The sequence below is a fragment of the Saccharopolyspora halophila genome (genome assembly GCF_039531955.1).
Taxonomy (GTDB): Bacteria; Actinomycetota; Actinomycetes; order Mycobacteriales; family Pseudonocardiaceae; genus Saccharopolyspora; species Saccharopolyspora halophila.
In genome coordinates this window covers 224,413-243,483 of sequence record NZ_BAAARA010000003.1, presented here as the reverse complement: position 1 = coordinate 243,483, position 19,071 = coordinate 224,413, and the positions used below count along the sequence as shown (strand labels likewise).

General features: G+C 70.1%; 16 protein-coding genes. 8 read left to right on the top strand and 8 right to left on the bottom strand.

Annotation, left to right across the window (positions count from 1 at the left end; genetic code table 11):
• Positions 1–37: 37 nt before the first annotated feature.
• Together ABD289_RS06335 and ABD289_RS06330 are read right to left on the bottom strand one after the other, a co-directional pair.
• Positions 38–964 carry a carbohydrate kinase family protein gene (locus ABD289_RS06335; protein ID WP_344127591.1) on the bottom strand — a complete coding sequence of 309 codons (927 nt, stop codon included), beginning with the start codon at positions 962–964 and terminating at the stop codon, positions 38–40.
• A gap of 27 nt (positions 965–991) precedes the next feature.
• Positions 992–1,582, bottom strand: a complete 591-nt coding sequence (locus ABD289_RS06330; RefSeq protein ID WP_344127589.1) for a TetR/AcrR family transcriptional regulator — start codon at positions 1,580–1,582, stop codon at positions 992–994.
• A 129-nt stretch (positions 1,583–1,711) separates the two neighbouring features.
• Here ABD289_RS06330 and ABD289_RS06325 point away from each other — a divergent pair, with 129 nt between their 5' ends.
• A complete protein-coding gene (locus ABD289_RS06325) occupies positions 1,712–2,854 on the top strand; it encodes an acyl-CoA dehydrogenase family protein (protein ID WP_344127586.1) in 1,143 nt (380 codons plus the stop codon).
• 307 nt (positions 2,855–3,161) lie between these two features.
• On the opposite strand, the gene ABD289_RS06320 is transcribed toward ABD289_RS06325, so the two are convergent.
• From ABD289_RS06320 to pdxH, 4 genes are all read right to left on the bottom strand, one after another.
• Entirely contained in the window at positions 3,162–4,091 is a 930-nt protein-coding gene (locus ABD289_RS06320) for an aldose 1-epimerase family protein (protein WP_344127584.1), read from the bottom strand.
• Positions 4,092–4,155: 64 nt separating this feature from the next.
• Entirely contained in the window at positions 4,156–5,550 is a 1,395-nt protein-coding gene (locus ABD289_RS06315; protein WP_344127582.1) for an APC family permease, read from the bottom strand.
• A gap of 107 nt (positions 5,551–5,657) precedes the next feature.
• Positions 5,658–6,950, bottom strand: coding sequence for an MFS transporter (locus ABD289_RS06310; protein WP_344127580.1), 1,293 nt, complete (start codon positions 6,948–6,950; stop codon positions 5,658–5,660).
• Between the two features lie 296 nt (positions 6,951–7,246).
• Positions 7,247–7,900 carry a pyridoxamine 5'-phosphate oxidase gene (gene pdxH / locus ABD289_RS06305; protein WP_344127578.1) on the bottom strand — a complete coding sequence of 218 codons (654 nt, stop codon included), beginning with the start codon at positions 7,898–7,900 and terminating at the stop codon, positions 7,247–7,249.
• Positions 7,901–8,726: 826 nt separating this feature from the next.
• Between pdxH and ABD289_RS06300 the strand changes: the two genes are divergently transcribed.
• From ABD289_RS06300 to sepH, 4 genes are all read left to right on the top strand, one after another.
• Positions 8,727–9,839, top strand: coding sequence for a citrate synthase 2 (locus ABD289_RS06300; RefSeq protein WP_344127576.1), 1,113 nt, complete (start codon positions 8,727–8,729; stop codon positions 9,837–9,839).
• Between the two features lie 73 nt (positions 9,840–9,912).
• Positions 9,913–10,857, top strand: coding sequence for an SEC-C metal-binding domain-containing protein (locus tag ABD289_RS06295; RefSeq protein ID WP_344127574.1), 945 nt, complete (start codon positions 9,913–9,915; stop codon positions 10,855–10,857).
• 232 nt (positions 10,858–11,089) lie between these two features.
• Positions 11,090–12,229 carry a phosphoserine transaminase gene (gene serC / locus ABD289_RS06290; RefSeq protein WP_344127572.1) on the top strand — a complete coding sequence of 380 codons (1,140 nt, stop codon included), beginning with the start codon at positions 11,090–11,092 and terminating at the stop codon, positions 12,227–12,229.
• A 298-nt stretch (positions 12,230–12,527) separates the two neighbouring features.
• Positions 12,528–13,565 carry a septation protein SepH gene (gene sepH / locus ABD289_RS06285; RefSeq protein WP_344127570.1) on the top strand — a complete coding sequence of 346 codons (1,038 nt, stop codon included), beginning with the start codon at positions 12,528–12,530 and terminating at the stop codon, positions 13,563–13,565.
• Between the two features lie 254 nt (positions 13,566–13,819).
• On the opposite strand, the gene ABD289_RS06280 is transcribed toward sepH, so the two are convergent.
• A complete protein-coding gene (locus tag ABD289_RS06280; protein ID WP_344128085.1) occupies positions 13,820–14,419 on the bottom strand; it encodes a DUF2537 domain-containing protein in 600 nt (199 codons plus the stop codon).
• On the bottom strand, positions 14,419–15,222 hold the full coding sequence (locus ABD289_RS06275) for a TrmH family RNA methyltransferase (RefSeq protein ID WP_344127568.1): 804 nt from the start codon (positions 15,220–15,222) through the stop codon (positions 14,419–14,421). The genes ABD289_RS06280 and ABD289_RS06275 overlap by 1 nt, the downstream gene beginning before the upstream one ends.
• A 166-nt stretch (positions 15,223–15,388) precedes the next feature.
• Here ABD289_RS06275 and ABD289_RS06270 point away from each other — a divergent pair, with 166 nt between their 5' ends.
• The 3 genes from ABD289_RS06270 (at position 15,389) to ABD289_RS06260 (ending at position 18,942) form a co-directional block, all read left to right on the top strand.
• Positions 15,389–16,324, top strand: a complete 936-nt coding sequence (locus tag ABD289_RS06270) for an aldo/keto reductase (RefSeq protein ID WP_344127566.1) — start codon at positions 15,389–15,391, stop codon at positions 16,322–16,324.
• 117 nt (positions 16,325–16,441) lie between these two features.
• A complete protein-coding gene (locus ABD289_RS06265; RefSeq protein WP_344127564.1) occupies positions 16,442–17,938 on the top strand; it encodes a glutamate-cysteine ligase family protein in 1,497 nt (498 codons plus the stop codon).
• Positions 17,939–18,318: 380 nt separating this feature from the next.
• Positions 18,319–18,942, top strand: coding sequence for a superoxide dismutase (locus ABD289_RS06260; RefSeq protein WP_344127562.1), 624 nt, complete (start codon positions 18,319–18,321; stop codon positions 18,940–18,942).
• The last annotated feature ends 129 nt before the right edge of the window (positions 18,943–19,071 follow it).

Sequence of the window (19,071 nt, the reverse complement as noted above, 5' to 3'; positions counted from 1 at the left end):
AGACTCCATCGCACGCGCCTCACCGGGTCCTTCGCGGCTACGCGAGCTCGCTCGCCCACGGCGGCTCAGCACCGGCCCGCGAGACCGTCACGGCCGCCGCCTCGGCCGCGAAGCCGAGGAGCTGCTCCCACTGCGCCCGGCCGAACGCGCGCATCTCAGCGGCCGACAGGGCGTTGTGCCGGTGCAACCAGGCCAGCAGCGCCGCCTGGACCGTGTCACCCGCGCCGATGGTGTCGGCGACGTCGACCGCACGACCCGGCACGTGGAACTCGCCCGCCTCGGTGACCGCCGTGATCCCGTCCTTGCCCCGGGTCAGCACGACCGCCGCGGGTCCGCCCGCCGCCCATTCGCGCGCCACCTCGACCACGTCGCGGCCCGGAGCGAGCCATTCGGCGTCGTCATCGGAGACCTTGAGCAGGTCGACCGCGGACAGCCAGGACTCGAAGCGCCTGCGGTAGGCGTCCGGATCGGCGATGAGATCCGCTCGCACGTTCGGGTCCAGCGCGATGAACCGGCCGCGCTCGGACTCGGCGAACAGCGCGCGCTCGTAGACCGAGGCGCCAGGTTCGAGCACCATGCCGAGGGTTCCGACGCACAGCGCGGTGGCCTCCTCCGGCAGCGGCCGGTCCGACACGAAGCGGGCCGCGGTGCCTTCGGTGTAGAAGCTGTAGCGCGCCGAACCGTCCTCGCCCAGCCCGACGACCGCCAGCGTCGTCGGCTCCGGCCCGCGCTCGATCAGCCCGGTGTCCACACCGGATTCGTCCAAGCGGGCCAGCATCCGGTCGCCGAACTGGTCGGTGGAGAGCTTGGCGTAGAAAGCCGCCGGGATTCCCAGCCGCCCCATGGCGATGGCGACGTTGTACGGGCCGCCACCGAGCAACGGTCGCAACGGCCCGAGCTCACCGTCCGGAGTGGACTTGTCCGGCACGAGGTCGACGAGCGCCTCACCGCCGATGACGATCACATTTCCTCCACTGTGCACTCTGCGGGATCACTCCGCGGCCAGGCCGCCGAGCAGGAACTGGGACAGCGCGGCGAAGGCGGCCGCGTCCGACAGGCCGGTCCGCTCGCCGATCTCGCCGCGCTGGATGCCGACGATGGTCCGGCCGACCATCTCGCCGACGAACCCCGCGTGCACCTCCCGGAACACGCCCTGGCGCACGCCCTCGGCGATGAACCCGCGAATGCGGTCGGCCGCGGCCTGCGCGTTGGCCTCGTAGGTCGCCCGGGTAGCGAGGTTGCCTGCCATGTCGTCGATGAATTCGCGGGACGCGGGCCGCAGCGCCTCGGCGGCCTCCTCCAAGTAGACGCGAACCTTCTCGCGCACGTCGTCGGTGGCCTCGACGCGACGTTCGATACCGCCGGTGGCGGACTTGAAGTAGTGCGCGACGACGCGCACGGCGAGCTGCTCCTTGCTGCCCGCCAGCGTGTAGAGCGTCGACTTGGAGCAGCGCAGGCGCGCGGCGAGCTCGTCGAGCGTGAAGTGCGCGAACCCCTCGGCCAGGAACAGGTCGCGCAACCTGTCCAGCAACTCGGCCCGGCGCGCGTTCTGCGGTGGGCGGGAGGTTCGGGAGCCGCTCATCGAACAAAGCCTGCCATAGCGCCGCCGCCCGCCTACCGGCTTCCTCCGGTCCGGCCTGGCGCCAGTACTCGAGTACGTCCTACAGTACTGCTAACGGTACGCCACCGACGGCCCAGGAGTGCGATCGCCATGACCGTTCAACGCCTGCTTCCCAGCACCGAGGCCGCTGACCTGCTCGCCCTGGTCCGCGAGATCGCCCGCGACGAGCTCGCCCCGCGCGCCGCCGAGGCCGAGGCCGCCTCGGAGTTCCCGCGCGACGTCTTCCGACTGCTCGGCGACTCCGGGCTGCTCGGCCTGCCCTACCCGGAGGCCTGCGGCGGCGGCGAGCAGCCCTACGAGGTCTACCTGCAGGCGTTGGAGGAGATCGCGAGCGCGTGGATGACCGTGGGCGTCGGACTGTCCGTGCACACCATGGCCTGCTTCCCGCTGGCCCGCTTCGGCACCGAGCAGCAGCGCAACCAGCGCCTGCCCGAACTCATCGGCGGAAGCCTGCTCGGCGGCTACGCGCTGTCCGAACCGCACGCCGGGTCCGACGCGGCGGCGCTGAGCACTCGAGCGGTCCGCGACGGCGATGAGTACGCGGTCAACGGCGCGAAGTCCTGGATCACCCACGGCGGCGCGGCCGACTTCTACACGCTGCTGGCCCGGACCTCGGACGACGGACCGCAGGGCATCAGCTGCCTGCTGGTCGACGGGACGATGCCGGGGCTGTCGGCCGGACCGCCCGAGCACAAGATGGGGCTGACCGGCTCACCGACCACGCCGCTGTACTTCGAGGACGCGCGCGTGCCCGCGCAGTGGCGGATCGGCGAGGAGGGCGACGGGCTCAAGATCGCGCTGTGCGCGCTGGACTCGGGCCGTCTGGGCATCGCGGCCTGCGCGGTGGGGCTGGCGCAGGCCGCGCTGGACCTGGCCGTGGACTACGCCGGGCAGCGCGAGCAGTTCGGCAAGCCGATCATCCAGTTCCAGGGCATGGAGTTCCTGCTCGCCGACATGGCCGCGGCGGTGCAGACCGCCCGGGCGACCTACCTGGACGCCGCTCGCCGCCGCGACGCGGGGCTGCCGTTCGCGCAGCAGGCCTCGGTGGCCAAGCTGGCCGCCACGGACGCCGCCATGAAGGTCACCACCGACGCCGTGCAAGTCCTGGGCGGCGCCGGGTACACCCGCGACTACCCCGCCGAGCGGTACATGCGCGAGGCCAAGGTGCTGCAGATCTTCGAAGGCACCAACCAGATCCAACGCATGCTGATTGCTCGGTGTCTGAGCCATTAGCTTGCGGGGCGGTGCGGGTAGCGGAACCTGATCGACTCCCCGGACTGCGGGTCCCCTCCTGATGTATGCCGGGATGTCCGCGCAGACGGCTTGCGGGGCGGTGCGGGTAGCGGAACCTGATCGACTCCCCGGGCTGCGGGTCCCCTCCTGATGTATGCCAATACACGGCGTCGGGGCGTCCTCACCCAGGGAGCCGATCAGAACCCGCTGCGGTGCCGGTTGCTCTGGTGGGGATGCTGCTCGCGGCTTCGCCGCTTGCGCTTGATCACCGCTGTCCCGGACCTTCGGATTCAGAGAACCTTCGGATTCAGATGCGTTTGAGGCCCCAGTGGGCTGTCCAGGCTTCGCCCGGCTGGAGGGTGAGCAGGTCGGTGCCGGAGTTCAGCGCGTCCGGCGGGCAGGTCATCGGCTCGATGGCGATCACCCGGCCACCGCGGTCCGGGTACTCGGCCGAGGTGTAGACCTGGACCCATTTGAAGACCGGGTCGGCCCAGAGCTGGACGCCGTGCCCGTCCGGCCTGGTCAGCGAGTGGCGAACCAGTTCCTCCGGGTCGTCGGGAGCCGGGGTGGCGCCGCCGAACGCCGTGTCCAGCCAGACGCCCTCCAGCTTGCGGCCGCTGCGGAAGTCGACCTCGTCGCCCTCCAGCGAGCGCGCCGGGCGAACCGGGAGCAGGCGCTCGGGATCGACCGGCAGAACCGTGGAGGCCGCGAGGCGCAGGGTGCACTCGTCGGTGTCCGCCTCGCCGGCCCGCAGGTACGGGTGCACGCCGACGCCGAAGGGCACCGGCTTGCCGCCCAGGTTCTCCACGGTGTGCGTCACGGTCAGACCCTGCTCGTCGAGCGCGTAGCCGATCGAGGTCAGCAGCGGCACCGGCCAGCCCGGCTGCGCCGCGACGGTCGCCTGCAGCACGAGCGCCGACGCGGAGTGCTCGACGACCTGCCACGGCGCGTGCCGCAGCAGGCCGTGGATGGCGTTGTTCTTGTCCGGCTCGGTCAGGGCCAGCTGCTGCGACTCGCCGTGCAGGTGCCAGTGACCGTCGGCGACGCGGTTCGGCCACGGCACCAGCACCGAACCCGATGCCGATGGCGGTAGCCGGTCGGCGTCGAAGGTCTCGGTGTGCGGCACGCCGTCGACCTCGAAGACGCGCAGCGCCGCACCGAACTCGGTGATCACGGCGCGCGCGGAATCGAAGGTGATCTCGAACTGTCGCCCGGTGGCGGGAAGAGGATCATGCACTCCGCCACTGTACGACCGAACGCGGTCCGGGTCACCGCGAACGGCGCCCGGACCGCCGATCGGCTCAGTTGCTCAGCTTGTCCGGCCGGAACTCGGTCTTGCCCTTCACGAAGTAGTTGATCGCCCAGAACAGCACGCCGATGCCCAGCAGCGCGGCGGCGATCAAGTACTCGTCGACGGGCCGCCCGGACAACGGGCTGGCGAAGAAGGCGCAGGTCAGCGCGCCGGCCACCGGAACCCAGGTGGGCGCCCGGAAGTGCTCGTGCTCGACCTGGTCCTTGCGCAGCACCAGCACCGCGATGTTGACCACGGTGAACACCAGCAGCAGCAACAGCGAGGTGGTGCTGCCCAGGTCCGAGATCTCCAGCGAGCTGACCAGGATCATCGCGATGATGCTGGTGAACAGGATGGACACCCACGGGGTGCGGCGGCCGCGGTGGACCTTGCCGAACACGCCGGGCACCACTCCCTCGCCCGCCATGCCGTAGACGAGGCGGCTGGCCATCAGCATGTTGATCAGCGCCGTGTTGGTGACCGCGAACAGCGCGATCAGCGAGAACAGGATCGGCGGGAACCACGGCGCCGCCGCCTTGACCACCAGCAGCAGCGGTCCGTCCGAGGCGGCGAGCTCACCGGTGGGCACCAGCGTGGAGGTGATCAGGGCGATGATCAGGTAGATCACCGCGGTGATCGCCATTCCCAGCAGCAGGGCGCGCGGGAAGCTCTTCGACGGGTTGCGGGTCTCCTCGGCCATGTTCACCGAGTCCTCGAAGCCGACCATCGCGAAGAACGCCAGCGCGGTCGCCGAGGTGACGGCCAGCAGCGGCGTGGTGTCGGTGTTGAACTCGACCAGCCTGCCCGCGTCCGGAGTGATGTCGGGACTGTAACTGCCGCCGAGCAGGGCGATCAGCCCGAAGGCGATGACCATGAGCAGGCCGAGCAGCTCCACGCAGGTCAGCACCACGTTCATCTTCACCGACTCGCCGACGCCGCGGAAGTTGATGCCCGCCAGCACCAGCAGGAAGCCGAGCGCCACCAGCCAGGACACCGACTCGACGCCCGAGCCGAAGACCTCCGTGAGGTAGTCACCGCTGAAGGCCTGCGCGGCCGAGGAGGCCGAGGTGATGCCCGAGCACATCACGGCGAAGGCGATCAGGAAGGTCAGGAAGTGCACGCCGAAAGCCTTGTGCACGTACAGCGGCGCACCGCCCGCCCGCGGGTACTTGCCCACCAGCTCGAGGTAGCTGAACGCGGTCAGGAACGCCACCACGAAGGCCACCAGGAACGGCAGCCACAGGGCACCGCCGACTTTGCCCGCGACCTTGCCGGTCAACGAATAGATCGTGGTGCCGAGAATGTCCCCGACTACGAAGAACAGCAGCAATTTCGGGCCCATGACCCGTTTGAGCTCGGGCTGTGGCGTACCGCCGGCCGCGTGCGTGGTCGATTCGTTGGCCATAATCCCGCAGTGTGCCGTGTCCGAATGCGCTGATCGTGCGCACCCCGGGCGAATCGTCTCGCCATTCCCCGAATCGGGCGGGAAGCGCACAATTCGGATCACCGCGGTCACACGTGGTCACCGGTGGGCGCGCGATAGCGCCAGAAAGCGGGCAGGCACACCGCGGCGAGCCCGGTCGCCAGCACCACGAGCGCACCGCCGAGCATCACGGCTCCCCCGGTTCCCAGCCAGGCACCGCCGAGCCCGTGGAGGATGTCGGCCAACCGCGGCCCGCCCGCGACGACCACGGTGAACACGCCCTGGATGCGGCCGCGCATCTCGTCGGTCGCGGCCGCCTGCAGGATCGAGCTGCGGTAGACCATGCTGACCAGGTCCGCGCCGCCTCCGATGGCCAGGAACAGCACCGCGAGCCACAGCGAATCGGCCCAGCCGAACCCGATGATCGCCACGCCCCACGCGGCCACCGCAACGACCACGCCGGCCCCGTGCCGGGTGATCCGGTGCAACCAGCCGGACAGCACCCCGAAGCAGAACGCGCCCAGCGGGATGGCCGCGTACAACCAGCCGAGGGCCACGCCGCCGCCGTGCGGATCGCCGAAGGTGTGCTCGGCCATCTCCGGGAAGAGCGCGCGCGGCATGCCGAAGACCATCGCGATGATGTCCAGCAGGAAGGACGCGAGCAGCACGGTGTGCACGCCGAGGTAGCGGAACCCGTCGATCACCGAGCGCAGGCCTGCCTTCTTGGGCGCGGCCTCGTTCGGCGGGATCGCGGGCAGCCGCAGGACCACCAGCAACGCCACCACCAGCGCGATCGCGTCGACGAGGTAGAGCACCGGCAGCCCCAGCAGCGGCAGCAACATGCCCGCCAGCAGCGGCCCCAGGATCGAACCGAGCTGGAAGACGGTGGAGCGCAGCGCCTGAGCCGAGGGCAGCAGGTGGGCAGGCACCAGGCGAGCGACCGCGGCACCCCGAGTGGGCGAGTTGATCGCGAAGAACGTCTGCTGCACGGCGAAGAGGATCAGCACCAGCCACACCGAGGCGATCCCGGAGGCGGCGACCAGCCACAGCAGCACGGCGGTCGCGGCGAGTCCGCCGTTGGAGATCAGCAGCAGCTTGCGGCGGTCGACGGCGTCGGCGATCGCTCCGCCCCACAGGCCGAAGATCAGCAGCGGCACCAGGCCGAAGACCCCGGCCAGCCCGACGTAGGCCGAGGAACCGGTGATGTCGAAGAGCTGCTTGGGCACCGCCACGGCGGAGAACTGGGCACCGACGGCGCTGATGATGCTGGAGGTCCACAGCCGCCGATATGCCGGATACCGCAGCGGCCTGGTGTCCAGGACGACCTCGCCCAGCAGTCCCCGTAAACCTCTCCGGTGCCTCGTCTCCCCGCGTTGCGCCACGAGGAGAGGACTCTAAGGGGTCCTTGCGGAATGCGGCAGAGGCCGCATGCGGCGGGGATTCAGGTGCGGATCCCGGAGCCCGGCGGCGTCCGAGGTTCCGCTGCCTGCGCCGGCGCGCAAACCGGAAACCGGAATATCCCCCAAAGGTCAGCCGCGCCCGAATCCGCACGGATTTCGGACGCCGTGCGACCGATGTCCATTCGGCGCGCCGATCGCGAAAGGCGCCGCCCGCCGGAACGTCCGGTGGGCGGCGCCTTTCGCTGGATCAGGAATTCGCAGTTCCGGCAATTCGGATATCAGGGCGCGAGGCGCTCCACCTGCCAGCTCTCGTCGTTGCGGCGGAAGCGCAGCCGGTCGTGCAGCCGATCCGGCCTGCCCTGCCAGAACTCCACGAAGTCCGGGCGGATCCGCCAGCCGCCCCAATGCGGCGGAACCGGGACCTCCTCGGCGTCGGAGAACCGGCGCTCGACACCGTTGAGCTGGGATTCGAGGTTCTCGCGACCGCTGACCACGCAGGACTGCGGAGACGCCCAGGCGCCCAGCTGCGAACCGCGCGGGCGCACCCGCCAGTACGCGGCGGTCTCCTCGGCGGAGACCTTCTCGACCATGCCGCGCACGTTGACCTGGCGTTGCAGGCCCAGCCACGGGAAGGTCGCCGCGGCCACCCTGGTCTGCTTCAGATCGTGGCTCTTGGCCGAGGTGTAGTTGGTGTAGAACACCACGCCGCGCTCATCGATCCCCTTGCACAGCACGGTGCGCGAGGACGGCATGCCCTCGGTGTCGGCGGTGGCGAGCACCATCGCGTTCGGCTCGACCAGGTTGGCCTCCACCGCTTCGTCGAACCACAGCTGCAACTGCTCGTGCCAGGTGTCGGCGAGCGATTTCTCGTGCAGCGCACCCTCCTCGTAGGAAACGCGCATGGCCGGTAGTGCGACGTTGGCCTCCGACATCCCAGTTCCTCCCTGGCTCGACCGACAGCGGTACGACTCGATGACATGCCCGGATAGGAGCCGGGCGGTACGGGTTGGACCGCGGCCGGCGCGACAGGGCGGCGCCAGCCACTCCTACGACGGTAAACGGATCGGGAACTCCAGCCGAATCGGCGATCGGGCACGATCGATTCCGCAACCGATGCAGTGATCGGCCCCACACTCGTTCGGGCGCCGCTGACCAGGGCGGAAGTTCCATTGCAGCACAAATCGGACATCGCGTCGGCAATGCGGGTCACACACGAAGGCCGGGCAGCCACCCGCCGCTCGCAGGTTCGCGCGTGTCGTGATCCAGACGAGCGATTCGGCCACCAGGTGCACCACCACGCCGCGCCCACCGGAGGCCTCGACCCCCGAGAGGCCCTCGCCCGCATCGGGGCTCACCTCGGTGGCGCGCAGTTTTGCCTAAAACTGCGCGTGATCGACGTCCGTTTTGCCCGTACAGTTTTAGGCAAAACTGTCAAGGTGCCTGCGGTTCCAGGTGGCGGCGTCCGGGGCGTTGCGGGCTCCGGTGGGGGATGCGACGCGCTGAGCGCGAAACTCGCCCGGAGGCGGAGCCGGGAGCGGCGTAACGCGACACGCTGGTTCCGAAACAAGAACTTTTCCCGTATTTTTCATCGCGTCGCAAAAGCTTGCTTTCACCACGGGCTAACACCTACCCGAGTTTTTCGGTCCCGCACCGGATTGCCCGCGCTCGCGGCACGGAGTGCAATCGAGCGACAAACCCCGCCAAGTCCACGCCCGGGCGACCCGCGCGGGCGACCCACAACGCGACGAAGAGGCATCGATGAGCGAATTCCGTCCTGGGCTGGAGGGCGTGGTCGCCTTCCAGACCGAAATCGCCGAACCCGACCGCGACGGCGGCGCGCTGCGCTATCGAGGCGTGGACATCGAGGACCTGGTGGGCACCGCCTCCTACGGCGACGTCTGGACGTTGCTGGTGGACGGTCGCTTCAGCGGCGGCCTCCCGCCCGCCGAGGACGTCGTGCTCCCGGTGCGCACCGGCGACGTACGAGCCGACGCCCAGGCCGCGCTCGCGATGGCCGGACCCGAGTACGGCTACCAGCCGATCCTGGACCTCGACGAGCAGACCGTCCGCGCCCAGCTGGCGCACAGCTGCGCGCTCGGGCTGTCCTTCGTCGCCCAGTCCGCCCGCGGCGACCTGCCCGCCGTCTCGCAGGCCCGGATCGCCGAGGCCGAGACAACCACCGAGCAGTTCCTGGTGCGCTGGCGCGGCGACCCGGACCCTGCGCACGTCCGCGCGCTGGACGCCTACTGGGCCTCGGCCGCCGAGCACGGTCTCAACGCGTCCACCTTCACCGCCCGCGTCATCGCCTCCACCGGCGCCGACGTCGGCGCGTCGCTGTCCGGCGCCGTCGGCGCCATGTCCGGCCCGCTGCACGGCGGGGCGCCCGCGCGGGTGCTGCCGATGATCGACGAGGTGGAGCGCACCGGCGACGCCCGCGCGGTGGTCGCCGGAATCCTGGACCGCAACGAGCGGCTGATGGGCTTCGGGCACCGCGTCTACCGCGCCGAGGACCCCCGCGCACGAGTGCTGCGCAACACCTGCGAGCAGCTCGGGGCCCCGCGCTTCGAGGTCGCCCGCGAGCTCGAGCAGGCCGCCCTCGCGGAGCTGCGCGAGCGCAGGCCGGATCGCCAGATCGAAACCAACGTCGAGTTCTGGGCGGCGGTCATCCTCGACTTCGCCCAGGTCCCGACGCCGACGATGCCCGCGATGTTCACCTGCGCCCGCCTGGCGGGCTGGTCGGCGCACATCCTCGAGCAGAAGCGCACCGGGCGGCTCGTCCGCCCGTCGGCCCAGTACGTCGGCCCGGAGCCGCGCTCGCCGCAGGACGTCGAGGGCTGGGACTCGGTCACGCAGCTCATCGCCCCGGTGTGAGGCCGCGACGGCGTCCGGCTCGGCAGCTCGTGCCGGGCGCCGTCCGAGCTCGCCCCGGCGGTAGTTTCGGGGTGTGACTGCGGGGAACGCCGAGGCCGATCGGCGCAAGAACATCGAGTACGCGCGCGCACTCGAGGAGGACGCCGAACTCGGCGACGACGCGTGCACCGATCTCGTCGAGGCCGCCGGGTACTGGCACCTGGCCGCCGAGCACGAGCGGGAGTGCAGGCTGCTGGAGCGGGCCTACGACCTGGACGTCGACGCCGGTCCGCTGAGCGCCCGGGGCGCCTACATCGGCTACCTGCTCACCCACGGCCGCGAGGCGGAGGCCGAGCCGTTGCTGGCCGCGCAGCGGCAGAACCCCTCGCAGGTCGAGCAGACCTACGCCGAGATCTCCATGGCCTACGCCGCCACCGGGGCGCAGCAGGAGGCGCTGCGCTGGCTCGACATCGGCATCACGAAGCTGCTCCCGGATCTGAGCACCGAGCTGGACCTGGACCTGGGCGATCCCGGCTACGAGCTGCTGCGGGATCGCGCGGAGCTGCGTGCCGAGGCCGGGATGCCCGCCGACGCGACCGACGAGAGCTTCCAGCGGCTGGAGGAGCGCGCAGCCGCAGAGACCGAGGAGATCATGCGGCTGGGCGCGCAGGGCCGCCCGGCGACCGCGCCGGAGCGCGCGGGCGCGATGGGCTGGACCGCCGAGGAGTTCGCTCGCGTCCGGCACGAGCACCCGGACTGGTACCCGGACAGCACGCACGAGGACTACCGCCGCGACGTGCAGCGGATCTTCGCGCTGGAGAGCGGCGCCCGGATCGTGCCGGGCACGCTCGACGACATCCGCGCCTGGGCGGCGGAGGAGGGTCTCGACCCGGCCTCGCCGGACACCCGGGACGGCTACGTCGCCGCGTCGGTGCACACCGATGCGGCGCAGCCGTGGCCGCCGGGGCGCAACGACGCGTGCTGGTGCGGTTCGGGACGCAAGTACAAGAAATGTTGTGGGGCTCCGGGATTCGCCTGAACAGGGGTTTCCCGCTCCGGCGCGCGGCTGCGGCGGGACATCTCCGCCACAGTGCTGTTGGCCCTCGCGCCGCGGGGCAGTAAGTTGCGGTGCGGCGATGCAGCCGACGGTCATGCCCGGAGGCTGCAACACTGAGCCGAGCCGGCAATGGCGCCGGCATCCCTGGCCACTGGCGCGCGGTGGTGGATCCATGCCACCCGCAGTCACCACAACCAAGCCCGGAGGCGCCGGAATGACGCAGGCCGACATCGATCCGACCACTCTGAAGCTGCCCGACGAGCTCCAGCCGTCCGACGGCCGCTTCGGCTGCGGACCCTCCAAGGTCCGCACCGAGCAGCTGGCCCGGCTGGCCGACGAGGGCGCTGCCGTGATGGGCACCTCGCACCGGCAGAAGCCGGTCAAGTCCCTGGTCGGACGGGTTCGGGAAGGACTGCGCGAGCTGTTCTCGCTGCCCGATGGCTACGAGGTCGTGATGGGCGTCGGCGGCACCACCGCCTTCTGGGACGCCGCGACCCTCGGCCTGGTGCGGGAGCGCTCGCTGCACCTGACCTACGGCGAGTTCTCCCAGAAGTTCGCCAAGGCCGCCAAGACCGCCCCGTTCCTCAACGACCCGATCGTGGTCTCCTCCGAGCCGGGTGACGCCCCGGAGCCGGTTTCGGACCCGAGCGTGGACCTCATCGGCTGGGCGCACAACGAGACCTCGACCGGCGTGATGCTGCCGCCGAGCCGCCCGGCGGGCTCGGAGAACGCCCTGATCGCGGTGGACGCCACGTCCGGCGCGGGCGGTCTGGCGTTCAACGCGGCCGACGTGGACGTCTACTACTTCGCGCCGCAGAAGTCCTTCGCCTCCGACGGCGGTCTCTGGCTGGCCGCGATGAGCCCGGCCGCGATCGAGCGGATCGGCGAGATCGGCGCCACCGACCGGTGGGTGCCCGAGTTCCTGTCGCTGACCACCGCGCTGGACAACTCGCGCAAGGACCAGACCTACAACACCCCGGCGGTGGCCACGCTGTTCATGCTGGCCGACCAGATCGAGTGGATGAACAGCCAGGGCGGCCTGACCTGGTGCGACGAGCGCACCGCGGAGTCCTCCAAGCGGCTCTACGACTGGGCCGAGGCCTCGGACATCGCCACCCCGTTCGTGCAGACCCCGGCCAAGCGTTCGCAGGTGGTCGGCACCGTCGACTTCGACGACGAGGTCGACGCCGCGGCGATCGCCAAGGCGCTGCGCGCCAACGGCATCGTGGACACCGAGCCGTACCGCAAGCTGGGCCGCAACCAGCTGCGAATCGGGATGTTCCCGGCGATCGAGCCGGACGACATCACCAAGCTGACAAAGTCCATCGACTGGGTGGTTTCGCAGCTCCGCTGATCACGATAGGTTTACCAGTTTCTCGCGCGCCGTCGGGCCGTTCGCCAGCAGTCTGCGAACGGCCCGACGGCGTTTTCCCGCTGTGATCAGCCCAAAGTGGCACACTTGATCACTAGGAGTGATCTTCGCAGCGATTGAGTAGTTCGACTCATTCGCATGGCCCGCTGTGATCGGGCAAGATCGAACACGACAGGCGACCAACAATGACACGGCGAACCCGGCGTGCCTCCAGCGTCAAGGCGGCGCGCCGGGTTACTGTCACAGCTTGGTGACATGTAGGTCGGCAGGAGGCTGCGTGATGCGATCGCTGCGAGTGGTCGGGCTCGACGAGGACGGTGAATCCGTCATTTGCGAGGACCCCGAGAACGGCGAGCGCTTCACCGTGCCCGCCGACGAACGACTGCGTGCCGCCGCCCGCGGTGATCTGACCCGCCTGGGCCAGGTGCAGATCGAGATGGAGCAGCAGATGCGGCCCCGGGAGATCCAGGCGCGCGTCCGCTCCGGCGCCTCGGTCGCCCAGATAGCGGCAACCTCTGGCCTGCCCGAGCACCGCATCGAGCGCTACGCCTACCCGGTGCTGCTCGAGCGCACCCAGATCGCCGAGATGGCGCAGCGCGCGCACCCGGTGCGCGAGGACGGCCCGGACGTGCAGACGCTCGGCGAGGTCGTCTCGCAGACCTTCGCCATGCGCAGTCACGACTACCACGAGGCGAACTGGGACGCCTGGCGCGGCGAGGACGGCAAGTGGGTCGTCCAGCTGGCCTGGCAGGCGGGGCGCTCGGAGAACCACGCCCACTGGGTGTTCCACCCGGGCGCGCACGGCGGCACGATCGCCTCCCTGGACGAGCACGCGGCCGATCTGCTCGACCCGTCGCCGAACCGGCCGCTGCGCACCGTCCGCCCGGTGACCGAGCTGGCCCGCGAGGCCCTGGAACTCGACCAGCAGGACGAGCAGGACGCCGAGGAACCCGCCGAGGAGGCCGCGGAACCGGTCGCGCACCAGCCGGAACCGCCGATGCAGCGCGTCGACCCGCCGATCTCCGAGTCGCCGGTGGCGCCGTCGCCCGTGGCGCAGTCGCCGATGGCCCATCCGTCGGTTCCGCCGGTCGCCCAGGCCCCGGTCGCGCAGCGCCACGAGCCCGCCGTGGTCTCCCGCCCCGAGGAACCCACCCTCGACCTGGAGACGCCGGAACTCGGCGAGCGCGCCGAGAAGTCCGAGACGGCGGGCACCGAGTCCGACGACGATGCCGACCAGAGCAAGCGCCACAACCGCAAGAACCACCCGATCGTCCCGTCCTGGGAGGACGTCCTGCTCGGAGTCCGCTCCCACCGCTGACCCGCGGTGGCCCGGCGGGCCCGACGGTTTCCGGTCGAGTCGCCCCGGTGAAACGAACGTTTCGCCGGGGCGACTTCCGTTCGGACCGCGCTCAGGACGCGGGGGGCGTTGTTTCGAGTGCGGGACTCAGCCCGCACCGCCGCGGGTTCTCAGCGGTTTCGCAGCGGGTAAGCCGTGACGCCGCGTCGGCGTGCTCGATGAGCGGCGCACGGAGTCCGCTAACCGCACCGCCTGACTTGGCCCTCGCAACAGCACTACCCCAGCAGGCTGAGCAGGCCGGCCACCCAGGACAGCACGATGCCCAGCGCCGTGCCGTAGGCCACCCAGCGCCAGACAGGCACGTGGCGGCCGAGCCAGATGGACGGGGCGAAGCCGGCGGCGACGCCGATGTTCACGAACACCGCCAGCACCGCGCTGACGTCGCCGAGCCCCCGGGTGACGGCGACCAGGATGACTGTGACCAGCGCGGCCACGATCGCGCTGACCGTCAGGCCGGTGCCCCACGGGGTCGGCGCGACCGGGGCGATCGGCACACCACCGCGCTGGATCGCGGTGGCCGATCGGGATCGCCCGATGTGCTCGACCGCTCCGCTGAGCGGGTCGACGTAGTCCACGCGGCCACCGGTCTCGGCGGCCAGGAGCTTCGCCAGGTGCTCGCCCCTGCGGGAGACGAGCTCGGCATCGGCGGACTCGACCGAACGCACCGACTCGGCCACGCCCGCCCACTCGTGCAGCGCGGACACCAGCGAGCCGGGCAGCTTGAGACGACCCGGGTCGTACTCCTCGTCGGCCGAGCGCGCCAGCACCGCCCGACCGGAACGGGCGCGCAGCTCCCAGCAGGCCTCGCGCGCCATCACGCGCCGCTCATCGCGTGGAAGGTGATCGCCCCCGCGGTGGCCACGTTGAGCGAGTCGACGTCATCGCTCATCGGGATGCGCACCGCGAGATCGGCGGCGTCGATGGCCTCGTCGGTGAGCCCGGGTCCTTCCGATCCGAGCAGCGCCGCCACCTTGCCCCGGTCCAGATCCGCATCGCGCAGCGACTTCGAGCCGGCCCTCGGGGTCAGCGCCGCGACCCGGAAACCGTTGTCGCGCAGCATCTTCAAGTCGCCCGGCCAGGCTTCCAGCTGGGCGAACGGCACGCGCAGCACGTGCCCCATCGACACCCGCACGCTGCGCCGGTACAGCGGGTCCGAGCACCCGGCGCCCAGCAGCATCCCGTCGAGCCCCAGCGCGGCCGCGTTGCGGAACAGCACGCCCAGGTTCTCGTGGTCGCCGATGCCCTCCAGCACCGCCAGCCGCCGGGACCGCGAGATCAGCTCGGCGGGTTCGACGACCGGGGCTCGGTCGGCGACCGCCAGCACGCCGCGGTTGAGGTGGAACCCGACGATCTCGGCCATCACCTCGGCGCTGGCCACGTAGGCCGGGACGTCCACGTCCGCGGTGGCCTCGGCCAGCTCCTCGACGCGCCGGCGCACTCCGAGCAGCGCCCGCACCGGGTAGGGCGAGGCCAGCAGCCGCTCGACCACCACGACACCTTCGGCGATCACCAACCCGCGCCCGCCCGGCCGATCCGGGCGCCGGTCCGCACGGGAAAGATCGCGGAAGTCGTCGACCCGCGGGTCCTCGACATCGCTGATCTCGACAATCTGCGCCACGTCGGGGATTGTCCCAGGCGGCCGACAACGGCCCGCAAGGAAGGTTCCCTCGCTCACCGGTGGAACAACCGGCCTCCGGAGCCGGTTCAACATCAGAGGCGGCCACGCATCGGGTGTGGTCCGCGACACGAGGTCGGCAAGATCAACGGGGAGTAGGTTCGGCGACATGGCGCGACTCGGCAAGAGCGATCTCGATGTTTTTCCCATTTGCTTCGGCGGGAACGTTTTGGGCTGGACGGCCGATAGGGACGATTCCTTCGCCGTCCTGGACGGTTATGCGGCAGCCGGTGGGAACTTCATCGACACCGCGGACAGCTACACGGCCTGGGTTCCGGGGCATTCCGGCGGCGAGTCCGAGCGCGTGCTCGGCGAGTGGCTCAAGGCCCGCGGCAACCGCGACGAGATGGTCATCGCCACCAAGGTCGGCCAGTGGAACCAGCGGCCGGGGCTGTCCGCGGCGAACATCAAGGCAGCGGCCGAAGATTCACTTCGCCGGATGGGCGTCGAGCACATCGACCTCTACTACGCGCACGCCGACGACCCGGACACGCCGCTGGAGGAGACGCTGAGCGCGTTCGACGATCTGGTGCGAGCGGGCAAGGTCCGGCACATCGCGGCGTCGAACTACTCCGCCGCGCGCCTGTCCGAAGCGCTGCGGATCTCCCGGCGCGAGGGTTTCGCCGAGTACGTCGCGCTGCAGCCGCACTACAACCTCGTCGAGCGCGCGGAGTTCGAGGGCGAGCTGGCCGAGCTCTGCGAGCGGGAGAATTTGGCGGTAATGCCATTCTTCGCGCTCGCGAAGGGATTCTTGACCGGGAAGTACCGACCGGGCGGGGATTCCTCGGAGAGCCCGCGCGCGGAAGCCGCTCGGGAATACCTGAACGAACGCGGTGTGAAAGTTCTCGCCGGATTGGACGAGATCGCGACGCTGCGTGATGTCCCGATGTCCTCGGTGGCGCTCGCGTGGTTGTCGACCCGGCCCGCTGTCACTGCCCCGATCGCCAGCGCTCGCAACACCGAACAGCTCGCGGACCTGCTCCCGGCGGCGGATTTCGAGCTCACCGAGGCCGAGCTGGAAAGGCTCGCCAGCGCCTCGGCGTGATCCCGAACCCGCCGTCCCGTCGACACCGTTTTGGCCGCTGGCCGGGCAGGTGGGGATATGTCACCGTGGTTTTCCCAGCGCTGAGCGCTGACGTGCTGCCGAACAAGGGGAGACGGCATGGGATGGCACGTGACGGATCGCGCCTTCAAGCCGATCGATCGACAACGGTATCGGAACAAGATGCAGCGCGGTCTCGACGCGCTCGCCCGGATGCTCAACGACGGCAATTTCTCCTTCCCGCATCAGCAGATGGGACTGGAGATGGAATTGTGCTTGGTCGACGAGCACATGGAACCGTCCATGACCAACCTGGTGGTGCTGGAGAAAATCAGCGAGCCGATCTTCACCACCGAGCTGGGCCAGCAGAACATCGAGCTCAACGTCGAGCCGCGGGTCCTGGCTGGCGACAGCGCGCTGCACCTGGAGGAGCGGATTCGCGCGGCCCTGGAGCGCGCCGATGACTCCGCCAAGGACGCCGGGGCGAAGGTGGTCATGATCGGCACCCTGCCGACGCTGCGCAACCTGCACCTCGACCCGAGCTCGCTGACGGGCATGTCGCGCTACTCGGTGCTCAACGAGCAGATCATCCTGGCCCGCGGCGAGGAGATGCTGCTGGACATGGAGGGCGTTCCGCTCGGGGACGGCCCGGTGGAGCGGTTGCGCTCCTACGCCGATTCGATCGCCCCGGAGTCCGCCTGCACCTCGGTGCAGCTGCACCTGCAAGTCGCGCCGGAGGACTTCGCCGCGCACTGGAACGCCGCGCAGTGCCTGGCGGGCGTGCAGGTGGCCATCGGGGCGAACTCGCCGTTCCTGCTGGGCAAGGCGCTCTGGCACGAGACCCGCGTACCGCTGTTCCTGCAGGCCACCGACACCCGGCCCATGGAGCTGCGCAACCAGGGCGTGCGGCCGCGGGTGTGGTTCGGGGAGCGTTGGATCACCTCGATCTTCGACCTGTTCGAGGAGAACGTCCGCTACTTCCCCGCGCTCTTACCCGAACCGGAGGACGAGGATCCGGTCGCGGCGCTCGACGCGGGCCGCGCTCCCCGGCTCAACGAGCTCCGGATGCACAACGGCACCATCTGGCGGTGGAACCGCCCGGTCTACGACCTGGTCGACGGCGTTCCGCACCTGCGGGTGGAGAACCGGGTGCTGCCCGCCGGACCGTCGGTGGTCGACACGGTCGCCAACGCCGCGTTCTTCTACGGCGCCCAGCGCGCGCTCACCGAGCAGGACCGGCCACTGTGGACGCAGATGTCGTTCGCGGCGGCCGAGGAGAACTTCTTCTCCGGCGCCCGCAACGGTTTCGACGCGCACCTCTACTGGCCCAGCCTCGGCTGGGTCACCCCGGACGAACTCGTCCTGCGCAAGCTCCTGCCGATGGCCCACGAGGGCTTGGCGAACTGCGGCGTCTCCGAAGCGGCGCGCGATCACCTGCTCGGTGTCATCGAGCAGCGCTGCAAGGCGAAGCAGAACGGCGCCACCTGGCAGCGCAACGCGGTGGCCGCGCTGGAATCCCGCGGACTCGACCGCACCACGGCGTTGAGCACCATGCTCAGCCACTACGTCCACCTGGCCGACGACGGCGCCCCCGTGCACACCTGGCCCCTCCCTTGAGGAGATGTTTCAGCTCGGGGTTTGCGCGGCGGCGCCGGGAGCGCAACCCCGGACGCCGCCGAACCCCGGGATCCGCGACCTGAGAGCGACGTAACTCCACCCACCAGCCACAACCCCCACCGCCCCACCCGCACAGCACCCCGCTGACGGAATTGCCTGGAATTCCGCACCCCGAATTCCCTGGGAATCGGGGTGCGTTTTTTCGCGGTTTTTGGGGTTTGGCGGGGTTTCGTGCGTGCCGTGGGGTTCGTGCGTCTTGGGGATGCGCGTGCGTTCCAGGGGTTGGGTGCGGGCGTCTCGGGTGCCGTGTGGCCAATGATGGGTTGTTGCAATAGGGTGGCAACAGATAGGCGATGTTGATAATCGGAGGGAGTTACCTGGTGGCCGAGTACGTGTTGCCGGAGCTGGACTACGACTACGCCGCGCTGGAGCCGGCGATCTCCGGGGAGATCAACGAGCTGCACCACAGCAAGCACCACGCGACCTACGTCAAGGGCGCCAACGACACGATCGAGAAGATCGCCGAGGCGCGCGACAAGGGCGACTTCTCCTCGATCGTCGGCCTGGAGACCACGCTGGCCTTCAACCTCGCGGGCCACGGGATGCACCTGGTGTGGTGGAAGATCCTGTCCCCGCGCGGCGGCGACAAGCCCACCGGCGAACTGGCCGCCGCCATCGACGAGCACTTCGGCTCGTTCGACAAGTTCCGCGCCCAGATGGAGGCCGTGAGCACCACGATCCAGGGCAACGGCTGGGGCGTGCTGGCCTGGGACCCGATCGGCGAGCGGTTGATCACCCAGCAGCTGCGCGACCACCACTCCAACCTGGCGATCACCACGACCCCGCTGCTGGTCTTCGACATCTGGGAGCACGCGTACTACCTGCAGTACCGCAACGTGAAGGCGGACTACGTCAAGCAGCTGTGGAACGTCGTCAACTGGGACGAGGTCGCCAAGCGCTTCGAAGCCGCCCGCGCGGGCAAGAACGGGCTCCTGCTGCCCTGAGCCGCGCGGTGAGACCGGTGGTCAGTGCTCCGACAAGCCGACCGCCGACATGATCGAGCCCCGACCTCCCGAAGGAGGCCGGGGCTCGATCTGTTCCCGAACTGACTGCCGCTCCCACCACGAAGCGGA